This window comes from Streptococcus uberis (assembly GCF_900475595.1).
Lineage (GTDB): Bacteria > Bacillota > Bacilli > Lactobacillales > Streptococcaceae > Streptococcus > Streptococcus uberis.
Map to the genome: position 1 here is coordinate 1,569,827 of NZ_LS483397.1, position 22,679 is coordinate 1,592,505.

Annotated in this window: 24 protein-coding genes and 1 tRNA gene; 8 read left to right on the top strand and 17 right to left on the bottom strand. The window is 36.8% G+C overall.

Annotated elements, in window-relative coordinates:
* Positions 1-12 precede the first annotated feature (12 nt).
* The 10 genes from infB to DQM95_RS08105 form a co-directional block, all read right to left on the bottom strand.
* Positions 13-2,862 carry a translation initiation factor IF-2 gene (infB, locus tag DQM95_RS08060; RefSeq protein WP_037592778.1) on the bottom strand — a complete coding sequence of 950 codons (2,850 nt, stop codon included), beginning with the start codon at positions 2,860-2,862 and terminating at the stop codon, positions 13-15.
* A 19-nt stretch (positions 2,863-2,881) separates the two neighbouring features.
* Positions 2,882-3,184, bottom strand: coding sequence for a YlxQ-related RNA-binding protein (locus tag DQM95_RS08065; protein ID WP_015911779.1), 303 nt, complete (start codon positions 3,182-3,184; stop codon positions 2,882-2,884).
* The gene (gene rnpM, locus DQM95_RS08070; RefSeq protein WP_015911780.1) at positions 3,177-3,473 is read right to left on the bottom strand and encodes an RNase P modulator RnpM; all 297 of its coding nucleotides are present in this window, start codon (positions 3,471-3,473) and stop codon (positions 3,177-3,179) included. Before rnpM ends, DQM95_RS08065 begins: the two co-directional genes overlap by 8 nt.
* Before the next feature lie 15 nt (positions 3,474-3,488).
* On the bottom strand, positions 3,489-4,637 hold the full coding sequence (gene nusA / locus DQM95_RS08075) for a transcription termination factor NusA (protein ID WP_037592777.1): 1,149 nt from the start codon (positions 4,635-4,637) through the stop codon (positions 3,489-3,491).
* A 55-nt stretch (positions 4,638-4,692) separates the two neighbouring features.
* Complete coding sequence (gene rimP, locus DQM95_RS08080) at positions 4,693-5,175, bottom strand: ribosome maturation factor RimP (protein ID WP_080502310.1); 483 nt, start codon at positions 5,173-5,175, stop codon at positions 4,693-4,695.
* A 158-nt stretch (positions 5,176-5,333) separates the two neighbouring features.
* Positions 5,334-5,420: transfer RNA gene (locus tag DQM95_RS08085), tRNA-Ser, on the bottom strand.
* 32 nt (positions 5,421-5,452) lie between these two features.
* Positions 5,453-6,088 carry a tRNA (guanosine(46)-N7)-methyltransferase TrmB gene (gene trmB, locus DQM95_RS08090; protein ID WP_015911783.1) on the bottom strand — a complete coding sequence of 212 codons (636 nt, stop codon included), beginning with the start codon at positions 6,086-6,088 and terminating at the stop codon, positions 5,453-5,455.
* On the bottom strand, positions 6,088-6,879 hold the full coding sequence (ccrZ, locus tag DQM95_RS08095; protein WP_015911784.1) for a cell cycle regulator CcrZ: 792 nt from the start codon (positions 6,877-6,879) through the stop codon (positions 6,088-6,090). The genes trmB and ccrZ overlap by 1 nt, the downstream gene beginning before the upstream one ends.
* A 60-nt stretch (positions 6,880-6,939) precedes the next feature.
* Positions 6,940-7,974 (bottom strand): ABC transporter permease, encoded by a 1,035-nt coding sequence (locus DQM95_RS08100; protein WP_037592775.1) that lies wholly within the window; start codon positions 7,972-7,974, stop codon positions 6,940-6,942.
* Position 7,975: 1 nt separating this feature from the next.
* Complete coding sequence (locus DQM95_RS08105; protein ID WP_037592773.1) at positions 7,976-8,701, bottom strand: ABC transporter ATP-binding protein; 726 nt, start codon at positions 8,699-8,701, stop codon at positions 7,976-7,978.
* Positions 8,702-8,976: 275 nt separating this feature from the next.
* On the opposite strand from DQM95_RS08105, the gene DQM95_RS08110 reads away from it, so the two are divergent.
* Both DQM95_RS08110 and DQM95_RS08115 read left to right on the top strand, forming a co-directional pair.
* A complete protein-coding gene (locus tag DQM95_RS08110; RefSeq protein ID WP_015911787.1) occupies positions 8,977-9,396 on the top strand; it encodes an HIT family protein in 420 nt (139 codons plus the stop codon).
* Positions 9,393-9,698, top strand: coding sequence for a hypothetical protein (locus DQM95_RS08115; RefSeq protein ID WP_037592771.1), 306 nt, complete (start codon positions 9,393-9,395; stop codon positions 9,696-9,698). The genes DQM95_RS08110 and DQM95_RS08115 overlap by 4 nt, the downstream gene beginning before the upstream one ends.
* 27 nt (positions 9,699-9,725) lie before the next feature.
* Here the strand turns inward: DQM95_RS08115 and lytR are convergent, their stop codons facing one another.
* The 4 genes from lytR to DQM95_RS08135 all read right to left on the bottom strand — a co-directional run bounded on the left by lytR (position 9,726) and on the right by DQM95_RS08135 (position 13,561).
* Complete coding sequence (gene lytR, locus DQM95_RS08120) at positions 9,726-11,042, bottom strand: glycopolymer--peptidoglycan transferase LytR (protein ID WP_037592770.1); 1,317 nt, start codon at positions 11,040-11,042, stop codon at positions 9,726-9,728.
* 8 nt (positions 11,043-11,050) lie between these two features.
* On the bottom strand, positions 11,051-11,563 hold the full coding sequence (locus DQM95_RS08125; protein ID WP_037592815.1) for a GNAT family N-acetyltransferase: 513 nt from the start codon (positions 11,561-11,563) through the stop codon (positions 11,051-11,053).
* A gap of 1 nt (position 11,564) precedes the next feature.
* Positions 11,565-12,008, bottom strand: a complete 444-nt coding sequence (tsaE, locus tag DQM95_RS08130; protein ID WP_037592769.1) for a tRNA (adenosine(37)-N6)-threonylcarbamoyltransferase complex ATPase subunit type 1 TsaE — start codon at positions 12,006-12,008, stop codon at positions 11,565-11,567.
* A 92-nt stretch (positions 12,009-12,100) separates the two neighbouring features.
* Positions 12,101-13,561, bottom strand: coding sequence for an NCS2 family permease (locus DQM95_RS08135; RefSeq protein WP_046389630.1), 1,461 nt, complete (start codon positions 13,559-13,561; stop codon positions 12,101-12,103).
* A 244-nt stretch (positions 13,562-13,805) separates the two neighbouring features.
* Between DQM95_RS08135 and DQM95_RS08140 the strand changes: the two genes are divergently transcribed.
* The 5 genes from DQM95_RS08140 to DQM95_RS08160 all read left to right on the top strand — a co-directional run bounded on the left by DQM95_RS08140 (position 13,806) and on the right by DQM95_RS08160 (position 18,304).
* Positions 13,806-14,618: a Cof-type HAD-IIB family hydrolase gene (locus tag DQM95_RS08140; protein ID WP_037592767.1), complete on the top strand. Its 813-nt coding sequence runs from the start codon at positions 13,806-13,808 to the stop codon at positions 14,616-14,618.
* Positions 14,619-14,988: 370 nt separating this feature from the next.
* A complete protein-coding gene (locus tag DQM95_RS08145) occupies positions 14,989-15,978 on the top strand; it encodes a PTS sugar transporter subunit IIB (RefSeq protein ID WP_015911794.1) in 990 nt (329 codons plus the stop codon).
* A 113-nt stretch (positions 15,979-16,091) separates the two neighbouring features.
* Positions 16,092-16,904 (top strand): PTS mannose/fructose/sorbose transporter subunit IIC, encoded by an 813-nt coding sequence (locus DQM95_RS08150; RefSeq protein ID WP_111685996.1) that lies wholly within the window; start codon positions 16,092-16,094, stop codon positions 16,902-16,904.
* Positions 16,905-16,918: 14 nt separating this feature from the next.
* Positions 16,919-17,830, top strand: coding sequence for a PTS system mannose/fructose/sorbose family transporter subunit IID (locus DQM95_RS08155; protein ID WP_015911795.1), 912 nt, complete (start codon positions 16,919-16,921; stop codon positions 17,828-17,830).
* A gap of 111 nt (positions 17,831-17,941) precedes the next feature.
* On the top strand, positions 17,942-18,304 hold the full coding sequence (locus DQM95_RS08160; RefSeq protein ID WP_015911796.1) for a DUF956 family protein: 363 nt from the start codon (positions 17,942-17,944) through the stop codon (positions 18,302-18,304).
* Between the two features lie 27 nt (positions 18,305-18,331).
* Here DQM95_RS08160 and DQM95_RS08165 read toward each other — a convergent pair whose 3' ends face one another.
* Positions 18,332-19,399 (bottom strand): acyltransferase, encoded by a 1,068-nt coding sequence (locus DQM95_RS08165; RefSeq protein WP_037592763.1) that lies wholly within the window; start codon positions 19,397-19,399, stop codon positions 18,332-18,334.
* A 302-nt stretch (positions 19,400-19,701) separates the two neighbouring features.
* On the opposite strand from DQM95_RS08165, the gene serS reads away from it, so the two are divergent.
* A complete protein-coding gene (gene serS / locus DQM95_RS08170; protein WP_015911798.1) occupies positions 19,702-20,979 on the top strand; it encodes a serine--tRNA ligase in 1,278 nt (425 codons plus the stop codon).
* 66 nt (positions 20,980-21,045) lie between these two features.
* Here the strand turns inward: serS and DQM95_RS08175 are convergent, their stop codons facing one another.
* Together DQM95_RS08175 and accD are read right to left on the bottom strand one after the other, a co-directional pair.
* Complete coding sequence (locus DQM95_RS08175; protein ID WP_015911799.1) at positions 21,046-21,816, bottom strand: acetyl-CoA carboxylase carboxyl transferase subunit alpha; 771 nt, start codon at positions 21,814-21,816, stop codon at positions 21,046-21,048.
* A complete protein-coding gene (gene accD, locus DQM95_RS08180; RefSeq protein ID WP_015911800.1) occupies positions 21,813-22,679 on the bottom strand; it encodes an acetyl-CoA carboxylase, carboxyltransferase subunit beta in 867 nt (288 codons plus the stop codon). The genes DQM95_RS08175 and accD overlap by 4 nt, the downstream gene beginning before the upstream one ends.

The window sequence follows — 22,679 nt, forward strand, 5'->3', positions numbered from 1 at the left end:
CCCTTGTTAATATCATTTACGAACGATTTCTTCCATAATGTATGCTTCAATGTTGTCATCAACTTGCAAGTCGTTGAATTTTTCAATCATTAAACCACCTTCTTGGGCATTTCCAACTTCTTTCACATCATCTTTATAATGTTTCAAGCTAGCTAGTTTTCCATCAAAGATAACAACGCTATCACGAATAACCCTGACATTTGAGTCACGCGTAATTTTACCATTAAGGACCATAAATCCACCAATAGTTCCCACTTTAGAAACTTTAAATGTTTCGCGGATGACAGCTTCACCAAGAATTTTTTCTTTATATTCTGGATCAAGTTTCCCTTTCATGGCTTCTTCAACTTCTTCGATAACTTTATAGATGATGCTATGAAGACGAATTTCAACATCATCCGTTTCTGCTTGTTGACGGGCTTGAGGTGTTGGACGAACATTAAAGCCGATGATAACAGCATTGGATGCTTCAGCAAGGGTTACATCTGATTCATTGATGGCACCAACTGCTGAGTGAACAACATTGACACGAACACCCTCTACTTCAATTTTCAGTAATGATGCTGCCAATGCCTCTACAGAACCTTGTACGTCAGCTTTAATGATGACATTAACTGTTTTGATTTCTCCAGCTTTAAGGGTATCAAATAGATTATCCAAGCTTACGCGCTGAGTGTTTTGACGTTGTTTAAGAAGAGCACGTTTGGCACGTTCTTCACCTGCTGCACGCGCAGCTTTTTCATCTTCATAAACTGCAAAATGGTCACCAGCCATAGGAGTTTCATTTAGTCCAGTAATGGATACTGGGGTTGATGGTGGAGCGACTTTCACTCGACGTCCTAAATCATTTGTCATAGCACGGACACGTCCGAAAGTATTACCAATAACAATCGGATCTTGAACATGAAGCGTTCCTTGTTGTACAAGAAGGGTAGCAACTGCCCCTTTTCCTTTATCAAGACGAGCTTCAATAACAGTACCAATAGCACGAACAGTAGGATCTGCTTTTAGCTCTTCTACTTCTGCAACTAATAGAACCGTTTCTAACAATTCATCAATATTTTTATTGAATTTTGCTGAAATTTCGACAAATTCAGAGTCCCCACCCCAAGCTGTTGAGATGATGCCATGTTCTGCTAACTCTGAGATGACACGCTCTGGATTAGCTCCAGGCTTATCAATTTTGTTAATAGCAACAATAATTGGGACTTCAGCTGCTTTTGAGTGGTTGATGGCTTCAATTGTTTGCGGCATGACACCGTCATCTGCAGCAACAATTAAGATGGTAATATCAGTTACAGATGCTCCACGCGCACGCATACTTGTAAAGGCCGCGTGACCTGGTGTATCTAGGAAAGTGATTTTTTTACCAGCTTCTTCAATTTGATAGGCACCAATATGTTGTGTAATACCACCAGCTTCTCCAGTTGCAACACGTGAATTGCGCAAGGTATCAAGCAATGTTGTTTTACCATGGTCAACGTGTCCCATAATAGTGACAACAGGAGCGCGCTCTACTAACTTATCTGGATTTAAGTAAGTGTCATCTTCGAAGAAGCGTTCGATATCAGCATCATCAACTTGGACTTTTTCTTTTGCTTCAATACCATAATCAACCATTAACAGTTCAATCGTATCACCATCAAGAGACTGGTTTTGTGTTGCCATAACACCCATCATAAATAGTTTTTTAACAATTTCTGCAGGTTCTCTCTTAATACGTTTTGCAATTTCGACAACTGTCATACCTTCTGTATATTCGAATTCTTTTGGTAATTCATGGAATTTACGCTCTGTTACTGGTTTTGGAGCGACAGTGTTATTTTTTGCATTTTTACCTTTTTTAGGTTTTTTGTTCCAGTTACTATTTCTTTGATTTCTCACTTGGTTTTGATTGTTCCAACTCTTTTTATTTTGTTTTTGTCCATTTTCATTAGAAGATTGATCTTCATATGATTTTTCAGGACGTGCTTTTTTCCGACGTTTATCGACTGGTTTAACAGCCTCCGGTGCTACCATACTAGCTACAGCTGATTTGGGTTCAAATCTTTCTGTTTTAACAGCTTTTTCTGCTTCTTTCGCTTTTTCTTCAGCTGCTTTTTGTGCAGCTAAGCGTGCTTCTTCCTTAGCACGTTCTGCTAAGCGTCTTGCCTCTTCTTGTTCACGAAGTTGTGTTTCTTTATGACGCATGTATTCTGCATTTTGCTCAGCTTTCAAAGCAGCTGCACGAGCTTTAAAGTCAATTCTTGCCGCACCAACTTGTCTTTCTTGTTGACTATTGTTTTGATTGCGATTAGCCGCATTAAACTTGTCATTATGGTTTGGCTTGTTTGATGCTATACGACTGTCTTGGCGATTATTTTGCTGAGAACCTTTCGCATCAAATCGTCTGTCCTTGGCTTGACCCTGTGACTTATTAAAGTTACGATTTTTTGACCCTTGGTCATTTTTTTGTTGGTAACGATTATCTTGTCGACGTTCTGTTGACTCTTGTGCATTTCGTTTTTGACGAGCCGCTTGTTCTTTAGCACGTGCTTCACGTTCAGCTTTAAAGTTTCGGCTTTTAGGTCTGGCTACTGTTGGTTTTACTGTTTCCTGTACAGTTTGCGTTTTTTCAACCTTCACTTCTTCTTTTACAGCTTCAAGTTTTGGTTTAGGAGTTTCATCAACTGCTTTAATCTTTGGTTTTGTCTCAGTTTTTGGTTTTTCTGTAAATGTCGATACAATTTTTTTGGCATCCTCTTCGCTAACGCTTGAGGCATGACTTTTGACATCTAATCCTAAACTTTTAGCCTGCTCTACAACTTCTTTACTTGTTTTACCAATTTCCTTGGCAATTTCATGTAATCTTTTCTTTGACAATTTGTGTCCTCCTATTCGTCTATTTCATAAGAGTCCTCATTTTCTTTGAAAATCCAGCATCTGCTATGGCAACAACCTTTCTCGGCTTACCAAGTGCAGCACTTAATTCCAGTGCGTTAAACACTGTGGAGACTTCTACATTATAATATTTACACTTATCTGTTACTTTTTTTGTGACATTAGGTCCAGCATCATTTGCTAGAAAAACCAAATTGATTTGATTCCCTTGAATGGCTTTAACGACCAATTCCTCACCAGAAATGATTTTTCCTGCACGCTGTGCCAAGCCAATGAGATTAGCTAATCGTTGTAAATTATTCAAGACCTAACTCTCTTCTTTTCACTTTATGATCAACGTAAGCAATTAATTCATCGTAAAAACTTTCTGGAATATCCATTGAAAAACTACGATTGAAAACCATTCTCTTCTTTGCAAGAAGTGCTTCTTCATTATCTAGTTTTATATAAGCCCCACGACCATTTTGTTTACCTGTCGGATCAATAAAAACCTGACCATCTTTTGTTTTGACGATACGAAGTAAATCACGCTTATCAATAATTTCACCTGAAACGAGTGATTTGCGTAAAGGAATTTTCCTTGTTTTAGGCATATAACACCTCTATTCTTATTCTTCCTCGTTTGAAATAACTTCTTCTGTTTCTTGGCCATCTAAGTCTGCTAGTGCTGCTTCTGAAGCTTCATAATCACTAGCAGACTTGATATCGATACGATAACCTGTCAAATGTGCTGCTAAGCGAACATTTTGTCCACGACGACCAATAGCTAAAGATAATTTAGAATCAGGAACAACTACCGTTGCACGTTTTAAATCATCATCATCAAATAGAACCATATCAACTTCTGCAGGTGCAATTGCATTGTATATAAATTCTGCAGGATCTTCCACCCATTGGATAACATCAATATTTTCTTCCACAGGAATTTCGATACCTGTCTTGGCATCAAAACGCTTAGGATGGAATTTACTGATAACCTTTTTGATATTACTTCCGCCACGACCAACAATTGTACCAATGGCATCAACATTTGGGTTATGACTACGAACTGCAACTTTTGTTCGATCACCTGCTTCACGAGAGACGCTCATGATTTCTACGGTACCATCAAAAACTTCAGGAATTTCCTGTTCCATAATACGTTTGATGAATTCTGGATGGCTTCGGCTAACAAAAACATTAACACCTTTTGGATTGTTTTCAACCTTATAAACATAAACCTCAATACGATCATGAGATTTAAAGGTTTCCCCCGGAATTTGATCTTGGTGTGAAAGTTGTGCTTCCAATGAACCTAAATTGACATAGATAAAACGTTGGTCAAAACGCTCTACTGTCCCGGTCATGATTTCACCCTCATGTTCTTTATATTCATTAAAGGTCACTTCACGAATTTGACGACGCATTTTTTCCATAATAGTTTGTTTAGCAGATTGTGCTGCTACACGTCCAAATTCTGCAACAGATTCTTCAAATCTTATTTTGTCACCCAACTCATAAGCTGAGCTGATGGCTAAAGCATCACTAAGACTGATTTCTAAACGGCTATCAAAAACTTCTTCAACAACTTCTCTAACTGAGAAAACTTGGAAATCACCTGTCTTTTCATTAAACTCGATGACACATGATTCAGATTGCCCATATCGACGTTTATAAGCAGACTTAAGTGATTCTGTGACTGCTTCAATAATATCTTCTTTGTTAATGTGTTTCTCTTCTTCCAAAATACGGAAGGCTTCTAGCATTTCTTTGCTCATAGTGTGTAATGCTTTGCATGAATTGCAAAAGCAAAATTCCTTTCTACTAAATCGATTATAATTTTACAGCCAAACGCGCTTTTGCAACAGTTTGGTAGGGGATTTCAACAGTTTTTTGACGTGTCTTATCAAGGTAATGGATGGTCAAGGTATCACCATCAAATGCTACTAAGTCTCCTTGAAAAACTTTGACTTTATCAATTGCTTTATAAAGACTGACATTAACATAGGAACCAATGGCTTTTGTTAAAGCCTCAGGCGTTTTAAGCGGTCTCTCTAGGCCAGGACTAGATACTTCTAACATATATTGTTCTGGAAATGGGTCTGGATGAATGGCATCTAATAATGGACTGATTAATTCCGTTAAAGTCACGGTATCTTCTACTGAGATACCCCCTTCTTTATCTACAAAAACACTGAGAATATAGTCACTTCCCATTTTTTCATACTCAACATCAACCAATTCATACGGTGGTTCAATTACTGGCGATACAGTCTTCATAACAGTATCAATGATTGTTTGGTTAGCTATGGTGATTCCCCCCTTTTCTCAAAAAACGCAAGGTCTAAGCCTAAATCACTAAAATTCAATACAAAAGTGGTGAGAAATTTCTCACCACCTTTCTGTATTCGTTAATGTCATTATACCACAAATAAAAGATAATGCAAGACATTACCCTCTCACCTGAGTATCTAAGGAGAGGAGGGGATTCGAACCCCCGAGCCCCGTTAAGGACTACACGCTTTCCAAGCGTGCGCACTCGGCCACTATGCGACCTCTCCATATAAAGAAGTTGAACACAACTTCATAATCCTTAAAAGAATGCCTCTACCCTATAAATCACTTGTCCTTTTTTCGAAAACTTTTCTTCATACTCTGTCATGACATTTCCTTCAAAATCACTAGCATGCAAATCTAACCAGACTTGTTTTAAAGTCATGCCAAATTGTGAAAAGCTAGCTAGGCTATATTCGAACAAACCACGATTATCTGTTTTAAAATGAATTTCACCATGTTCAGGTAAAATCTGCTTATAGGTTTCTAGAAAATCCTTATAAGTGAGACGTCGTTTTTCGTGTTTTGTTTTAGGCCATGGATCAGAGAAATTTAGATAAAGTAAATCAATTTCACCATTTTCAAAGTAATTGGTTAGACTAGAACCATCAACACGTAAAAGTTTAACATTTGGAGCATTTGACTCCAATACTTTATCCAAGGCGTAACTAAGAACAGACAGTTGGATATCAATTCCAATATAGTTAATTTCCGGATTTTGCAATGCTTTACCTGTGATAAAGCCACCTTTTCCAGAACCAACTTCAATGTGAATGGGATGGTCGTTACCGAAGACTTCTTTCCAATGTCCTTTGATGTCCTCAGGATTCATAATAACATATTCTGGATGATTTTCAAGATGCTCTTCAGCGCCTTTTCGTTTTCTAACTCGCATTATTTCTTTCTAAAACTCTCTTTAAACTTACGGAGATTATAAATCTCTTGGTTGACATGCTCCATATCACGTTTATCAAAACATCTTAATATTTGTGTTAAGTAAGATAGTTGGCCATACCAATAAATCTTATTCATCACTTTTTCATTGTTTTTATAACCGTAATAAGACAACCAATCTGACCATCTTGATTTAGGAATATAGTGCGTTAAGAGATAGGCAACATCATACATCCTGTCAGTTAACCTTACAGAATCCCAATCACAGAGATAAATCATTCCACTTGTGGTAATAACCCAGTTACTATGCTTGATGTCACCATGAACAATGGTTGCAACATCAGCTCTAAATTCTGGCATACTCCTTTTCAATTCTTTTACAATACCTTGTAAATAAGTGTTTTGTTGAATTTGCAGTGGAGCATTTTGCTCAAAGTCCGCAATTAAATCATAAGGATTTTCGATTTTATAATTCAGTTGCAATAATTGATTAACCAACTGTTTAGATTTGTGTAGTCGCACTAAAATATGAATGATTTGTTTACTATTCATATCTTGACGTGTCAAGATACGACCATCTAACCATTCTTGAGCGCTCATCATATCCCCGTTACCCATACGTTTTGCCCAAAGTAACTGAGGAGCAATCTGTTCTTTTGCCAAGGCGGGTAGAATTGGAGTTGTATTAAGCTTAATAAAAACCTGATCCCCATTTGGATAGGTCCCTTTATAGGCTTTACCACTATTTCCTCTTAAGGGCGTCAAAGTTAATTCATCTTCTGTTACTGTCATGTTGTCGCCCTCCTTTTCTTTATCAAATCACTTATTCCTATTTTACTTGTTTTGGTTCTCTTAGTCAATTATGTTCTTTAATTTATGTGGGAGATAAATCAGATTTAAGAAAAGTAATAAGATAGCTAAGCCAAAAACGACTACTAAGTGATGATTAATAATGATTTCAACAACAAAAATAATAAGAGATAATCCTTTTAAAAAGGTTAATAAATTTGAAACTTTAACAGGTTTTGAACTTGGATAAAGAAGGTTCAATCCATAATAATCAAAATGATGGTACAGGGCAAGCAGTTGAAAAAGCAACAAATAGTTAAAGAGACATGCTAGCGCTAGGGCTAGATAAGTATTGGAAATAAACAGTAAGGCCAAACATGATAGCGTGGTTAAGCGAACAAATATGCCCAAATAATCTGACCCCCTTAAAAAAGCTCGCAAATATAAGTTTAGCCATAAATGCTCTGGTTTTTTTCCGATAAATTTAAGCAGTCCATTAAGATAAGGACGCGCTTTGAAACTGCTGGAGATACCTTTTACTTGCGTGAACAATGAGTAAAACTTAAGAAGTCCCTGTTTGCGACCATGCTCTGTTTCAATAGCTTTCTCCCAGTCTAAATCATTCCCATTCAAAAGAGCTGTGTTTTTCCAATGATGTATAAACCACTTTGCCACTGTAAAAATTGCCAACAGTAAAAGAAATCCCCAAAATGTAAAACCTGATTTTAAAAACAGAGGTAATAAGACAATCAAAATGACAATTGCTAGTAGTGTCCATTGACTAAAAGAAACTTTAGTTGAGTGATGAATGTGCTCTACCACGGCCTTTTCTTGAGGTAAAAGAAATTGACTATCCGCTTTTTCTAAATAAGTAGCTGTCTTTCCTAAAGGCCATAAGATCAATACCACCAAGGCTAAGGCTAGTAGAATAATAATAGGATTTTTGGGAAAATTTTTTAGGAGTTTACTGTATTCAAATAAGACATAGCCTGTTAAAAAAAGTAATACAAGAACAAAATGATCATTAAAAACATATTTTAGGTATTTTAATTGTTTTTTTTGAAAAGCACGTTTTCTTTCTGCAAATAACTGTTTCATTTTAAACCTCTTTTGTTAACATTAGGTAGATATCATTTAAGCTAGCACCTGACTGTCCAAAGCTTTTTCTTAGCTCTTCAAGTGTTCCTTGAGCTTTAATCTGTCCCTTGTGAAGAATAATGAAACGGTCACACATTTTTTCAGCAGAATCTAAAACATGAGTACTCATTAAAATGGACTTGCCCTTCTTTTTTTCTTCTTCTAAATGTGCAACCAAATCTGCAATAGCTAAAGGATCTAGTCCTAAAAAGGGTTCATCTAATATAAAGAGACTAGGATCAATAATGAAGGCACAAATAATCATCACTTTTTGTTTCATCCCTTTAGAAAACAGGCTTGGAAACCAATCCAATTTATCCGAAAGGCGATACGTTTCTAATAAACTTTCAGCTCTTTGTAAGGCCTTCTCAACAGGGATATCATAGGCCATTGCTGTAATTTCAATATGTTCTTTAAGGGTTAATTCCTCATATAAACTTGGCGTTTCGGGAATAAAACCAATTTTTTTCCTATAGTTTTGATTATCTTGTTCTATACTAAGGCCATCAATTGTTATTTCCCCATTATAAGGTTTTAATAAGCCAATGATTTCTTTAATGGTTGTTGATTTCCCGGCACCATTTAAACCAATTAGGCCAACTAGTTCTCCATCTTCTATTGTAAAAGAAATATTTTTTAACACTGGAATATTAAGGTAACCGCCTGTAAGATTTTCAATTTTTAGCATAAGGTTTCTTTCTAGTCTTTTCAATTCGTATTATCATTATATCAGATTGACCTGTATAATGAATCTGAAAATTTTTATCTTTAAAGGCCTAGCCCAGAAAAAAAGCAATTTAAAAGGGTAGCTTACTGCCACATGGAAAATTTTGTTTAGGGCTTGCCTTTTCCATACAAGAAAAAACAATTAGCCATTCCCTTCCTAAAGCATTTCTTTAGACAGTCATTTTAGTTATATTTTGTTATACTAGTACTATTAAGAAGAAAATGAGGAAGAAATCTATGGACGATTGTATTTTTTGTCAAATCATTAATGGAAACATCCCTTCATCAAAAATATATGAGGATGAACAGGTTTTAGCATTTCTTGATATTTCTCAAACGACTCCTGGACATAGCCTTTTAATTCCCAAAAAACATGTTAAGAATATGTTTGAAATGGATAGTTCAACCGCAAGCGAAACCTTCTCTCGTTTGCCTATGATTGCTCGTGCTGTCCAAAAAGCGACGAAAGCTAGTGCAATGAATATCGTCAATAATAACGGTGAGTTAGCTGGTCAGACTGTATTTCACGCTCATATCCATTTGGTTCCCAGGTATAGTCAAGAGGACGGTCTTTCCATTCAATACACTACTCACGAACCTGACTTTGAAAAGCTTGCCCAATTGGCTGAAAGTATTCAGAAAGAGGTTAATTTATGAAATTAAAACCATTTCTAATATCTAGTTTAACCTCTTTTTTAGCCTATACAGCTTATCACAAGCGACAAACAATCAAAAACAGTGCTAAGGCTTTGAAAGAACAAAAAGATGTGATTCAATTTGATCTTGATCGCATAAAAGCAAATGTCTCATTGATACAAACAGAAGTTCACAAACTACAGGATATTGGTGACGATGTGTCACATAAACTGAAGGTTTTTAATCAGGAGACACAACCATTAGTTTCTCAAATTAAAGACCGTATGGAAAAATACCAGACAGAAGAAAACGAAAACAAGTAAAAACAGTTCCAATTGGAACTGTTTTTATTATGGATTCTGAGTTGTTACTCCTGTCTCAGGTGTGACAGTTGATGGAGGGCTAGCTGGGGAAACCGCTCCGCTGTTACCAGAAATGGTTCCCGTAGTAGTATCTGCTGGAACCGTACCAGAGACAGAACTTGAATAAGTCTGATTGCTACTTTCTGGAGGAATGATTGTGACCGAGTTATTTGGCGCTGAGTAATAAGTGCCCGCAGAGTTGGACTCACTATAGGTTGAAGATTGATTATTTGATGGTACTGATGACGTATCCCCTGTGCTAGAAGACTCTGTATAGGTTACTTTACTGATACCATACAATTCTTCATAGGTAATAGCACTTGTTTTTAACTGCGTTAACTCTGTGAGTCCAAGTTGTTTTCTGATGCGATTTTGGACTTCAAGGAGATGTTCTTCCGTTACAATTTGATAAGAGCCCCCATCAGCTAAGGTTTCTCCTTCCCCTTTTAATTGATAAGATTTTATACTTTTTAGGGCATCAGCATAGCCCAACAACTTAGGAATTGTAGAAGAGGAAATTTCAATGTTAGTCTGCATGTTATTACTTACTGCTTGTAAAATTTTGCGATAAGATGTCACACTATTTAAGGCCAAAATTTTCTGTAACACCTTTTGAATCACTATGCGTTGGCGTTTTTGACGTCCATAATCTCCTTCTGGATCATCGTAACGCATTCGAGCATAGACTAAAGCCTGTTCACCATTGATTTTATGAGTCCCAGGTTCTACTTTTGCCTGATATTCTGGCTCATTGTCCGCAATAGAAATGGGAAAATCAAATTCATTTGTCACCGTAATCCCACCTACTGCATCAACTAAATCGACTAAACCTTGCATATTAATACGGACATAATTATCGATTTTGATGTTTAACAAATCTTGAACGGTCATAATTGCCATCTCTGCACCGCCAGCTGCATAAGCAGCATTTAGTTTGGCTTCTGCTCCATTCATGTCATTTGAACTAGGTCCCGTTAAGGAAATCAATATATCTCTTTCCAAACTAGTCATCGTTGTTTTCTTTGTTTTAGGATTGATAGTGACCAGTATCATTGAATCACTATTACCTTCCCATTTGGATTTTCTTTCAGAAGAACCTGTATCCACACCCATCAATAAAATCGAAAAGGGCTTTGTTTGACTAATGGCTGTGCTTTTTGAGCCTGGAGTTCCAAAGTCTTTGAAGGTTTTTGATAATTCTCCAGTTGAAAACGTATAAGCACTTGTAGCATAGACAGCCAAAGCAAGCACACTCGTCAGTATGATCGCTGATAACATCAAAAAGATTTTTTTTCCAATTTTCATTTAATTTTTTATTTTAGAACTTTTCCCATATAGTATAGATCTAAAAATTCTCCATCCTTTGTTTTCACACCCTTTTTGCGAGTGCCTTCTATCCTAAATCCACATTTTTCATATAATGATTGCGCAATCTCATTTCTAACCTGAACTTGTAGTTCTAATTTTCTTAAAACCGGTGTTTGGTTTGCCCAGTCTATGGCCATTTCTAATAAATCTCGTCCTAACCCGTAGCCACGAAATGGTTTTTGGATGGCCATAAATAGTTCTCCAATATGTTGGCTAGTTTCATGATGACTATTGGTTACATTCAGGATTCCAACAATTTCCTGGTTAATCTTTATAAGTAAGCACAGGTCTGATTCAGATTGATTTTGCAAGTCCAAATATTTTTCGAGTGCCGAGAGAGACGTTTGAGTAACATTTTCTGTCTCTGTGATATAAGTTGTTTCTTCTTCGAGCTCAATAAATAATTGTTTAATGCCGATTGCGTCTGAAGCTCTTGCCTCTTCGATAACAACTTCCATTTCAATCAATAGTTATTTCCTCTAGTAATTGTTGACTTCTTACGCCTTTGGCTTTTAAATCCAGCAAACGACCATCCTCTTTTTTGCTTAAAACAATTTCAAGGTAATCATCAAACAAGGATAAATCTAATAGATTTCCCCATTCAATAACAGTAACACCTCCGCCATAGATAAAGTCATCTAAATCAATCGAGTCTGGATCATCACCAATTCGATATACATCTAAATGATAAAGGGGTAACCGTCCTTGGTATTCTCTAACAATTGTGTAGGTTGGACTTTTAATCATTTGACTAATATCAAGCCCTTTTGCAATACCCTTAGTCAAAGTTGTTTTTCCTGCACCTAATTCACCCGTTAGGATGAGGATATCCCCTTCCTTAAGAAGTTTTCCAAGTTGTGAACCAAAATCCATCAGTTCCATTTCATTTTCACTATAAAACATAGCATTATTATAGCAGAAAACAAATTGACTTCCAAGTCTATTCCATGAGACAAAAAAAGCAAGTAATCAAAGACACTTGCTTTATCGATTAATTAAATAATTGCGAGAATGACAAAATTCAAAATAAATAAGAATGTTGCTCCCCATAAGATAGGGTGAATTTCTTTAGATTTGCCTGTTACAATTTTAACTAAACAATAGAAAATAAAGGCACCCGCAATACCATATGAAATTGAATAACATAAGGCCATGAAGAAAGCTGCGAAAAAGGCTGGAAGAGCATCTTCAAAATTGCTCCAGTCAACATCCAAGAATGATGATACCATCATAACCCCTACTATAATTAAAGCCGGTGCAGTTGCAGCTGCTGGTACAATACCAACGAGAGGAAGGAGTAAGATTGAAAGGAGGAAACACATTGCTGTTGAAACAGCAGTTAAACCAGTTCGTCCACCTTCAGCAATACCTGCTGCAGATTCCACGTAAGTTGTTGTATTAGATGTTCCAAATAAGGCACCGATTGATGTCCCAATAGCATCGGCAAAAAGGGCGCGATCCATTTTGGAACTGAAACCTGTACTATTTTCAAGTGCTTCTTCATCTGCTGCAGAGAAGATACCTGTACGACGACCAGTACCGATAAAAGTACCAATGGTATCAAATGTGTCAGATAAGGAGAAGGCAAAAATTGTCATTAATACTAATGGTAGACGACTCGTATCGCTAAATAAAGATGACATGCCACCAAAAGCAGCAAAAAATGTAGTTCCTAATTCGTTAAAGGCTTGGCCTATATGGTTTGATCCAAAATTGATTGCTGACAAATCAACAACTCCTAAAGGAATACCAACCAATGTTGTCACAATAATACCGATTAAAATAGCGCCTCGAACATTTTTGATGACTAAAACAGCCATTAACAATAAGCCAAAGACTGCTAATAAAACACTTGGGTTCGTAAATGTTGAAATTGCAGGAACAACCCCACCGTTTGCATTCACTGAAAAGATACCTTTCGCGAAAGTTTTAGCGGTTGCTTTGGCAGGTTCAACACCATTTACCGCAACAATATTTTGAGCAGACAATGAAAAATCAATAATATTGGCATTCTTGAAACCTAGATAGGCCACGAATACACCAATTCCTCCACCGATAGCATGTTGTAAGCTTTGAGGAATTGCTTTAATGATACTTTTACGAACTTTTGTGACTGTAATAAAAATGTTAAATAGACCACAGATAAATACCATCGCGAGTGCTTCTTGCCAAGAAAAACCAAGGCCAAAAACGACTGTGTAGGTAAAGAATGCATTTAGTCCCATACCTGGAGCTAGTGCATAAGGTACATTTGCAAATAGTCCCATAATAAGCGTTGAAATGGCAGCAGCAATGATAGTAGCTAAAAATACTGCCTTAGTTGGCATACCTGCAGCCCCAAGAATACTTGGGTTGACAAATAAGATATAGGACATCGCAAAGAATGTTGTCAGACCAGCAACAATCTCTGTTGAAACGGTTGTACCGTTTTCTTTTAATTTAAAAAACTTTTCCATTTGAATGGAGTCTCCTTAGTGTAAAAGTAAAATCAAAAAAAGCGTCATCCTAAATGACTGGCTTTCCTTATCATCTTATATCGTTTCAAACGACACCATTTATAGTACCACTTGCAGAATCACTTTTCAAACTATTTTTCAAAATTTTTAATAAACGTTCGCTTTTTCGGGGGAATCGCTAGCGCTTTTAAAAGATTTATAATCATTACTATTGAAATGACAGTTTTTTTGTTATACTTTAAGCATGACTAATAAAATTATTGCAATCGATTTAGATGGAACATTATTACACCACGATAACACAATTTCAGAATACACTAAAAAGGTTATCCAAAAAGTACAAGAGAAAGGGCATCAAGTTGTTATTTCAACTGGAAGACCCTATCGAATGGCCTTAGATTATTACATGCAACTGCAATTAAAAACACCTATGATAACATTTAACGGCTCTTTAACTCACATGCCCGAACAAAAATGGGAGTATGAACATAATGTTACTTTAAATAGGAAGTATTTATTTGATATCCTGAAATGCCAGAACGATTTCAAAATGGATTTTATTGCCAGTGAGTACCGCAAAAACTTCTACATTACACTTTCCAATCGTGATAAAATTGATCCCCAACTCTTTGGTGTTGATGAAATTACGGATGACATGAAACTTGAAGAAAGCAAAATCACACGCAATCCAAATGCCCTATTAATGCAAACTCATCATGAGGATAAATATGCATTAGCTAAAAATATGAGAGCTTACTTTGATGACGAAATAGAGGTTGATTCTTGGGGCGGTCCATTAAATATTTTAGAGATTTCTCCTAAAAACATAAATAAAGCCTATGCACTTAATTATTTGTTGAAAATTATGAATAAAGATAACAAAGACTTAATTGCTTTTGGCGATGAGCATAACGATACCGAAATGTTGGCTTTTGCAGGAACGGGATATGCTATGAAAAACGCAAGTCCTGTTTTATTACCTTATGCAGATCAGCAATTGGACTATAGTAACGAAGAAGACGGCGTAGCTAAAAAGCTTGAAGAGCTTTTCTTATGAGTAAAAACGAAACCACTTTTTGAATAAAAGTGGTTTTTTTGGCATTATTTTGCTTATTAAACACTTTTAAGTTTTCATATTTTTTCTGTCACTTTCACTCTTTTTCCTGTATTTTCTTCTAAAATATTTCCATTCAATCATAATATAATACCGATATTTAGGGAAAAATGATTATATCCTACTAAATTCTGAAAAGATTTTCATATTTTATAATTATTTTGAAAAAGGTATTGCTTTTTACTTGAAAACGTTTTAAAATAGAGACGTTCTTGAATTTCGTTTAAAAGGAAAAGAATTGCCAAATGATTTTGGAAGGAGATTATTCTTTTTCATTTCAACGAAAAAAAATATATAAGGAGGAAGAACAAGAATGGGTATCGGTATTATTATTGCCAGCCACGGTAAATTTGCTGAAGGTATTCATCAATCTGGTTCTATGATTTTTGGCGAACAAGAGAAAGTACAAGTTGTTACTTTCATGCCAAACGAAGGACCTGATGATTTATACGGACACTTCAACAATGCTATCGCTCAATTTGATGCTGATGATGAAATCCTTGTCCTAGCTGACTTATGGAGTGGATCTCCATTTAACCAGGCTAGTCGCGTGATGGGAGAAAATCCTGATCGCAAAATGGCAATCATCACAGGTCTTAACTTGCCAATGCTTATTCAAGCCTACACAGAGCGCCTTATGGATGCAAATGCAGGGGTTGAAAAAGTTGCCGCAAATATTATTAAAGAATCTAAGGATGGTGTTAAAGCACTTCCTGAAGAACTTAACCCAGTTGAAGTTGCTCCAGTTGTAGCTGCTGCTCCAGTTGCCCAAGGTGCAATTCCAAAAGGAACCGTTATTGGAGATGGAAAATTAAAAATCAATCTTGCACGTATTGACACTCGTCTTTTACACGGACAAGTTGCTACTGCTTGGACTCCAGCTTCAAAAGCAAACCGTATTATTGTTGCTTCTGATTCAGTTGCTAATGACGAATTACGTAAACAATTAATTAAACAAGCTGCACCTGGCGGTGTTAAAGCTAATGTTGTTCCTATTGAAAAATTAATTGAAGTTTCTAAAGACCCACGTTTTGGCAATACACATGCCTTGATTTTGTTTGAAACGGTTCAAGATGCACTTCGTGCTATTGAAGGTGGTGTTGAAATCGGCGAATTAAACGTTGGTTCAATGGCTCACTCAACAGGTAAAACAATGGTCAACAACGTTCTTTCAATGGATAAAGATGACGTTGCCGCTTTTGAAAAACTTCAATCACTTGGCGTTAAATTTGATGTCCGTAAAGTTCCTAATGACTCTAAAAAAGATTTATTCGAACTCATCAAAAAAGCAAACGTTAAATAATCAAAGAAATGGGGAAAACTTGTTTTTCTTATTTCAAAACCATTGACAACTCGTTATATGTGATAAGTTTACATATAATATGATGTTTATTTACACTTCGAAAGGATAAGAAAATGTCAGATATTTCAATTATTTCTGCTATCTTGGTCGTTGTGGTTGCCTTCTTCGCAGGTATGGAAGGTATCCTTGACCAATTTCAATTCCATCAACCACTTGTTGCTTGTACACTTATCGGTCTAGTTACTGGTAATTTAGAAGCAGGAGTTATGCTTGGTGGTTCTTTACAAATGATCGCTCTTGGTTGGGCAAACATTGGTGCTGCAGTTGCACCAGATGCTGCTTTAGCTTCAGTAGCCGCTGCTATTATTCTTGTTAAAGGTGGAAACTTCACTCCTCAAGGTATCGCAGTCGCAACAGCAACAGCTATTCCGCTTGCCGTTGCTGGTCTTTTCTTAACAATGATCGTTCGTACACTTTCAGTCGCTCTTGTTCACACTGCTGATAACGCTGCTAAAGATGGTAATATTCCTGCTGTTGAACGTGCTCACTTTATCGCACTTCTCCTTCAAGGTCTTCGTATTGCTATTCCAGCTGCACTTTTAATCGCTATCCCTGCTTCTGCCGTTAAAGATGCTCTTGGCATGATGCCAGACTGGTTAAACGGTGGTATGGCTGTCGGTGGTGGTATGGTTGTTGCCGTAGGTTATGCTATGGTAATCAACATGATGGCTACTCGTGAAGTTTGGCCATTCTTCGCTCTAGGTTTTGCTTTCGCAGCTTTAAGCGACTTAACACTTATCGCTCTTGGTACAATTGGTGTGGCTATGGCCTTCATTTACCTTAACCTTTCAAAACAAGGTGGTAACGGTGGTGGAAGCAACGGTGGATCAAACGATCCAATCGGCGACATCCTAGAAGACTACTAGAAAGGGGCCAAAAAATGACTGAACAAATTAAATTATCAAAAGCTGATCGTCAAAAAGTTTGGTGGCGTTCACAATTCCTTCAAGGTTCTTGGAACTACGAACGTATGCAAAACTTAGGTTGGGCATATTCATTAATCCCTGCTATCAAAAAACTTTATACAACTAAAGAAGATCAAGCTGCGGCTCTTACACGTCACTTAGAGTTCTTTAACACACACCCATATGTAGCTGCTCCAATTATCGGTGTTACTCTTGCTCTTGAAGAAGAAAAAGCAAACGGTACTGAAATCGATGATGCTGCTATCCAAGGGGTTAAAATCGGTATGATGGGACCATTGGCCGGTATCGGTGACCCAGTATTCTGGTTTACTGTACGACCAATCTTAGGTGCTCTTGGAGCTTCACTTGCTACTTCAGGTAACATTGTTGGTCCATTGCTCTTCTTCTTTGGATGGAATATCATCCGTATGGCATTCTTATGGTACACACAAGAGTTTGGCTACAAAGCAGGTTCTGAAATCACTAAAGACATGTCTGGTGGTATTTTACAAGACATCACTAAAGGTGCATCTATCCTTGGTATGTTTATCCTTGCTGTCCTTGTGGAACGTTGGGTATCTATTAACTTTACAGTTAACCTTCCTTCAAAACTCTTGTCTAAAGGTGCTTACGTTGAATTCCCTAAAGGAGCTGTTACAGGTCCTGAACTTAAAGGTATTCTTGGTCAAGCAATCGGTGGTATGAGCTTAGATAAATACCAAGCACAAACACTTCAAGGACAACTTAACTCACTTATTCCAGGTTTGATGGGATTACTCCTTACATTCCTATGTATGTGGTTACTTAAGAAAAAAGTTTCTCCAATTACAATTATCATTGCATTATTCGTAGTTGGTATTCTTGCTCGTGTTGCTGGAATCATGTAATCCGCTGGAAACCTGAGGCTTAAGTCTCAGGTTTTTTTTAGTGGTAATTAGTCATTCATTATGACTTTCCATGTGCTATAATATTTTTAAAGCAATGAAGGGAGTTTCACTTTGGCAAAATCCATGAACACTACTGTCGACTTTCAAACCAAAGCAACATCTTACTTGGGCATGGGAGGCAAGGTAGGCAAAATTTTAGTTGGTGACAAAGCTTTTGAATTTTACAATGATAAAAATGTTGAAGACTACATTCAAATTCCTTGGTCATCCATAAACCAAATAGGTGCAAATGTTTCAAGAAATAAAGTTAGCCGACATTTTGAAATTTTCACTGATCAAGGTAAGTTTTTATTTGCCTCCAAAGACTCAGGTAAAATTCTAAAATTAGCTCGTTTAAAAATTGGTAATGAAAAGGTCGTTAGACTTCCAACCTTAATCCAGTTAATGATTAGCAAATGGTTTCGACAAAAATAAGCTAGGACAAACTGTCCCAGCTTATTTTTATTCTTCAAAAGGGATCATTTCATCTAAACGATTCATCAATTGCTTAACATGTAACCATTTAAAAATATGTAATCGACTTTTTTCAATGAAGAAAGCAAAAATGTAAATCATGATACTAACACCTAAAATCAATAAAGGATAAATCACAATTGGCGTATTGACGAATGATTCAGCAAAGCCACGAATAACAAATTTCACCAATAATGGATGTAAATGAGCCAAGTAGACACCTAAAGTCGTTGGCGAAATTAAAACTATCCATTTAAACAATAAAGAACCTTTTTTAATTTTCATTTTGGCAAATAGTATGAATAAACTAATAGCTCCTAAACTCAAACTTGGAGACACATACCAATACCAAATGTTACCAACCATAAATTTCATCGCAAAGGTTACAACCATACATCCAAAATAAGTTGCTAATAATTTCTTTCCACTAAATTGGTTTAAATTCAAACGATGAAGATAGGCTCCAACAATATATAAAATCATTAGCCATGTCATCTCAAAACCTTTACTCAGTGAAAACTCAGCAACCCGGTTATTCATCATAGCAGGTAAGATTGAAAAAACAACTGCCATCAAAATAACCAAATGCTTTAATTGCTTATCCGTTAATGCATTAATACCAGCATTAATCATCGGCATAAAAATGAGTAGACCAAAATATGCTGTCATGTACCAATATTCACCACTGACTATTGGAAAAAAGGCATGACGCCAATTCAAGGCAGTTATTGGAAATCCTGAAAGTGCAAATAAAGATGTAATCGTAAAGGTATAGAAAAAAACTTGAAGCCAAATATTGGCTAATTTCGAATATTTATAGCGTGATTGAATACCAACATATCCACTAATTAAGGCATAACAATTGACCGCACCATAAACTAAAACCTGGATAATCCAAGTTGTAATAAAATAAATATCAACATGTCCTTCAACAGTGGATCGAAGCCCACCCTTTCCTAAAACATGGGTGACGACAATCATAAACATGGATAAGATTCTTAATAAATCAAGTCCGTAATGATGCTCTCTTCTCATTTCATTCGATTTAATAGTCATAACAATAGTTTATCATATCTCATTTATTATTTCTTTCCTCAAGTATTAACCAACTTTTCGTTAGTAGTTTACAAATCATTCATTTTTGATATAATTAACATATCGGATAAGTAATATTACCTTTCTTTTCAGAAAGTCTGTGGTTGCTGAAAACAGATAGGAATGGAATATGAAATTCTACCGATTGATACAATTGGATACGAATCAAGTGCACAGATTGTGAAGCTGGATGGAACCGCGCTATTGCGCTCCAGCATATTGACATCTGTGTTTTTTTCTATTCAAAAACAAAGGAGCATTATATGTTAGATTTAAAACGTATTCGTACAGATTTTGAAACCGTTGCCCAAAAATTAGCCACTCGTGGCGTTTCAGAAGACAGTCTTAATCATTTGAAAGAGTTAGATGAAAAACGTCGCCAACTCTTAGTCAGTTCAGAAGAATTAAAAGCTGAGCGCAATCTATCTTCTGCTGCTATTGCACAAGCTAAACGCAATAAAGAAGATGCTAGTCAACAAATTGCAGAAATGCAAAAAATGTCTGCTGATATCAAAGCAATTGATGCCGAATTAGCAGAAATTGATGAAAAAGTAACCGAAATCATCACAGTCTTACCAAATACACCTCACGATTCCGTACCAGTGGGTGCCGATGAAGATGACAATGTCGAAATCCGCCGTTGGGGAACACCACGAGAATTTGATTTCGAAATCAAAGCGCACTGGGATTTAGGGGAAGATTTAGATATCCTTGATTGGGAACGTGGTGCTAAAGTTACCGGCGCTCGCTTCCTCTTTTATAAAAATTTAGGTGCCCGACTAGAACGTGCTTTGTACAATTTCATGCTAGACGAACATGCTAAAGAAGGCTACCAAGAAATCATCACTCCATACATGGTTAATCACGACTCTATGTTTGGTACAGGACAATATCCAAAGTTTAAAGAAGACACTTTTGAACTCAAAGATTCTAACTTTGTTTTGATTCCAACAGCCGAAGTTCCTTTAACCAACTACTACCGTGGTGAGATTTTGGATGGAAAAGACCTACCCATTAATTTCACAGCAATGAGTCCATCTTTCCGCTCCGAAGCAGGTTCTGCCGGTCGCGATACGCGTGGATTAATTCGTTTGCATCAGTTCCACAAAGTTGAAATGGTAAAATTTGCTAAACCAGAGGAATCTTATGAAGAATTGGAAAAAATGACAGCCAATGCTGAGAACATCTTACAGAAATTAAACCTTCCTTATCGTGTTCTAGCCCTCTGTACTGGGGATATGGGCTTCTCAGCAGCCAAAACTTACGATTTAGAAGTTTGGATTCCTGCCCAAAATACTTACCGCGAAATATCATCATGTTCAAATACTGAGGATTTCCAAGCAAGACGTGCTCAAATTCGTTACCGTGATGAAGCTGATGGTAAAGTAAAATTATTACATACCTTAAATGGTTCTGGATTAGCTGTCGGTCGTACCGTAGCTGCCATTTTAGAAAATTATCAGAACGAGGATGGTTCAGTAACTATACCAGAAGTTTTACGTCCGTATATGGGCGGAGCAGAAATGATTTCTCCAAAGTAAAAATCAAAAAAGAGTGATTGCCAGCAATCACTCTTTTTTTGATATAAAAATCCTTTTAAAGGATTTCTAAAAGTTTCTAAACCGTTGATAGCGGTTTTCCAATAGTTCCTCAAGCGGAAGAGAACGTAACTGATTGATTTCTGTTTTGAGATGCTCTTTTATCATTTCAACTATTTCACTTGAGAAATAACCCCTCTCAGGAATAATGCGGTCAATAACAGTCATTCTCTTTAATTCTTTAGCCGTGATTTTCATTAATTCAGCAGCTTCAGTAGCGCGTGAGCCATCTTTCCAAAGAATTGACGCAAAACCTTCTGGACTCAAAACAGCATAAATAGCATTTTCTAACATCCAAACTTGGTCTGCAACTGCTAAGGCCAAGGCTCCTCCAGAGCCACCTTCGCCAATAATGATAGCAATAATAGGTACCTTGAGGTCACTCATTTCAAATAAGTTTCTCGCAATAGCCTCACCTTGACCTCTTTCTTCTGCACCTACACCTGGATAAGCTCCCGCAGTATTGATAAAGGTGATAATAGGTCTACCAAATTTTTCTGCCTGTTTCATTAGTCGAAGGGCTTTACGATAACCTTCCGGGTGAGGTTGTCCAAAATTTCGAAAGAGGTTGTCCTGTAAATGACTCCCCTTTTGAATACCAACCATAGTGACTGCTATGTCATCTAGATACCCAATACCCCCTACGACCGCACCATCATCTGCAAAATGACGGTCGCCATGAAGTTCCATGAAGTCATCAAATAGTTGATTAGCATAATCTAAGGCCGTCATACGTCCTTGATCACGGGCTTCTTTCAATATCCTTGCAACATCTGTCATTTTACACCTCCATGGAATGAAAGTAAATAAGCAATCTTATCAGGTAATTCGGTCCGTTTGACGATAGCGTCTACAAACCCATGTTCTAAGAGAAATTCCGCTTTTTGAAAATCTTCTGGTAGATTTTCTCTAACAGTTGTCTCAATAACCCGTCTCCCTGCAAAACCGACTAAGGATTGAGGTTCTGCTAAGATAATATCACCTAACATCGCAAAACTTGCTGTGACACCACCGGTTGTTGGATCCGTTAATATGGTTAAATAGAAAAGCCCCGCATTAGAATGTCTTTTTACGGCTGCTGAAACCTTGGCCATTTGCATTAAGCTCATGATACCTTCTTGCATTCTAGCTCCTCCAGAAGCCGTAAAAATGACGACAGGAAGTTTTTCCTGTGTTGCCCACTCAAATAATCGGGTGATTTTTTCACCGACAACAGTTCCCATACTTGCCATAATAAAATGAGAATCCATGATGGCTAAAGCCACTTCTTCACCTTTAATCCTAGCCTTTCCTGTCAAAACAGCTTCATGAAGGCCTGTTTTTTCTTTTGCCTGAGCTAATTTCTCCTTGTATTTCGGAAAATGTAAGGGATCAGTTGTTTCAATAGCATCAAACATCTCTACAAAGGAACCTTCGTCAACCGTTAGTTGTAACCGTTCATAGGCAGAGATTCTAAAATTGTATGAACATTCCGGACAAATTTTAGCTGGTCCTAAATCTTTTTGATAAATGAGGTGTTTACAGGCGGGACATTTGGCAAAGAGTTCGTCAGGTACTTCTGGAATCGTTTGACTCACTGCACTTTTTAAAGAATGATTGGGAGTGATTCGGATATATTTATCTTTCTTACTAAATAATGCCAT

Bases quoted from the DNA above. Each gene is read 5' to 3' on its own strand.
- rnpM (WP_015911780.1), bottom strand. From the start codon at position 3,473: ATGCCTAAAACAAGGAAAATTCCTTTACGCAAATCACTCGTTTCAGGT.
- nusA (WP_037592777.1), bottom strand. From the start codon at position 4,637: ATGAGCAAAGAAATGCTAGAAGCCTTCCGTATTTTGGAAGAAGAGAAA.
- trmB (WP_015911783.1), bottom strand. From the start codon at position 6,088: ATGCGAGTTAGAAAACGAAAAGGCGCTGAAGAGCATCTTGAAAATCAT.
- ccrZ (WP_015911784.1), bottom strand. From the start codon at position 6,879: ATGACAGTAACAGAAGATGAATTAACTTTGACGCCCTTAAGAGGAAAT.
- DQM95_RS08100 (WP_037592775.1), bottom strand. From the start codon at position 7,974: ATGAAACAGTTATTTGCAGAAAGAAAACGTGCTTTTCAAAAAAAACAA.
- DQM95_RS08105 (WP_037592773.1), bottom strand. From the start codon at position 8,701: ATGCTAAAAATTGAAAATCTTACAGGCGGTTACCTTAATATTCCAGTG.
- DQM95_RS08110 (WP_015911787.1), top strand. From the start codon at position 8,977: ATGGACGATTGTATTTTTTGTCAAATCATTAATGGAAACATCCCTTCA.
- DQM95_RS08115 (WP_037592771.1), top strand. From the start codon at position 9,393: ATGAAATTAAAACCATTTCTAATATCTAGTTTAACCTCTTTTTTAGCC.
- lytR (WP_037592770.1), bottom strand. From the start codon at position 11,042: ATGAAAATTGGAAAAAAAATCTTTTTGATGTTATCAGCGATCATACTG.
- DQM95_RS08125 (WP_037592815.1), bottom strand. From the start codon at position 11,563: ATGGAAGTTGTTATCGAAGAGGCAAGAGCTTCAGACGCAATCGGCATT.
- tsaE (WP_037592769.1), bottom strand. From the start codon at position 12,008: ATGTTTTATAGTGAAAATGAAATGGAACTGATGGATTTTGGTTCACAA.
- DQM95_RS08135 (WP_046389630.1), bottom strand. From the start codon at position 13,561: ATGGAAAAGTTTTTTAAATTAAAAGAAAACGGTACAACCGTTTCAACA.
- DQM95_RS08140 (WP_037592767.1), top strand. From the start codon at position 13,806: ATGACTAATAAAATTATTGCAATCGATTTAGATGGAACATTATTACAC.
- DQM95_RS08145 (WP_015911794.1), top strand. From the start codon at position 14,989: ATGGGTATCGGTATTATTATTGCCAGCCACGGTAAATTTGCTGAAGGT.
- DQM95_RS08150 (WP_111685996.1), top strand. From the start codon at position 16,092: ATGTCAGATATTTCAATTATTTCTGCTATCTTGGTCGTTGTGGTTGCC.
- DQM95_RS08155 (WP_015911795.1), top strand. From the start codon at position 16,919: ATGACTGAACAAATTAAATTATCAAAAGCTGATCGTCAAAAAGTTTGG.
- DQM95_RS08165 (WP_037592763.1), bottom strand. From the start codon at position 19,399: ATGACTATTAAATCGAATGAAATGAGAAGAGAGCATCATTACGGACTT.
- serS (WP_015911798.1), top strand. From the start codon at position 19,702: ATGTTAGATTTAAAACGTATTCGTACAGATTTTGAAACCGTTGCCCAA.
- DQM95_RS08175 (WP_015911799.1), bottom strand. From the start codon at position 21,816: ATGACAGATGTTGCAAGGATATTGAAAGAAGCCCGTGATCAAGGACGT.
- accD (WP_015911800.1), bottom strand. From the start codon at position 22,679: ATGGCATTATTTAGTAAGAAAGATAAATATATCCGAATCACTCCCAAT.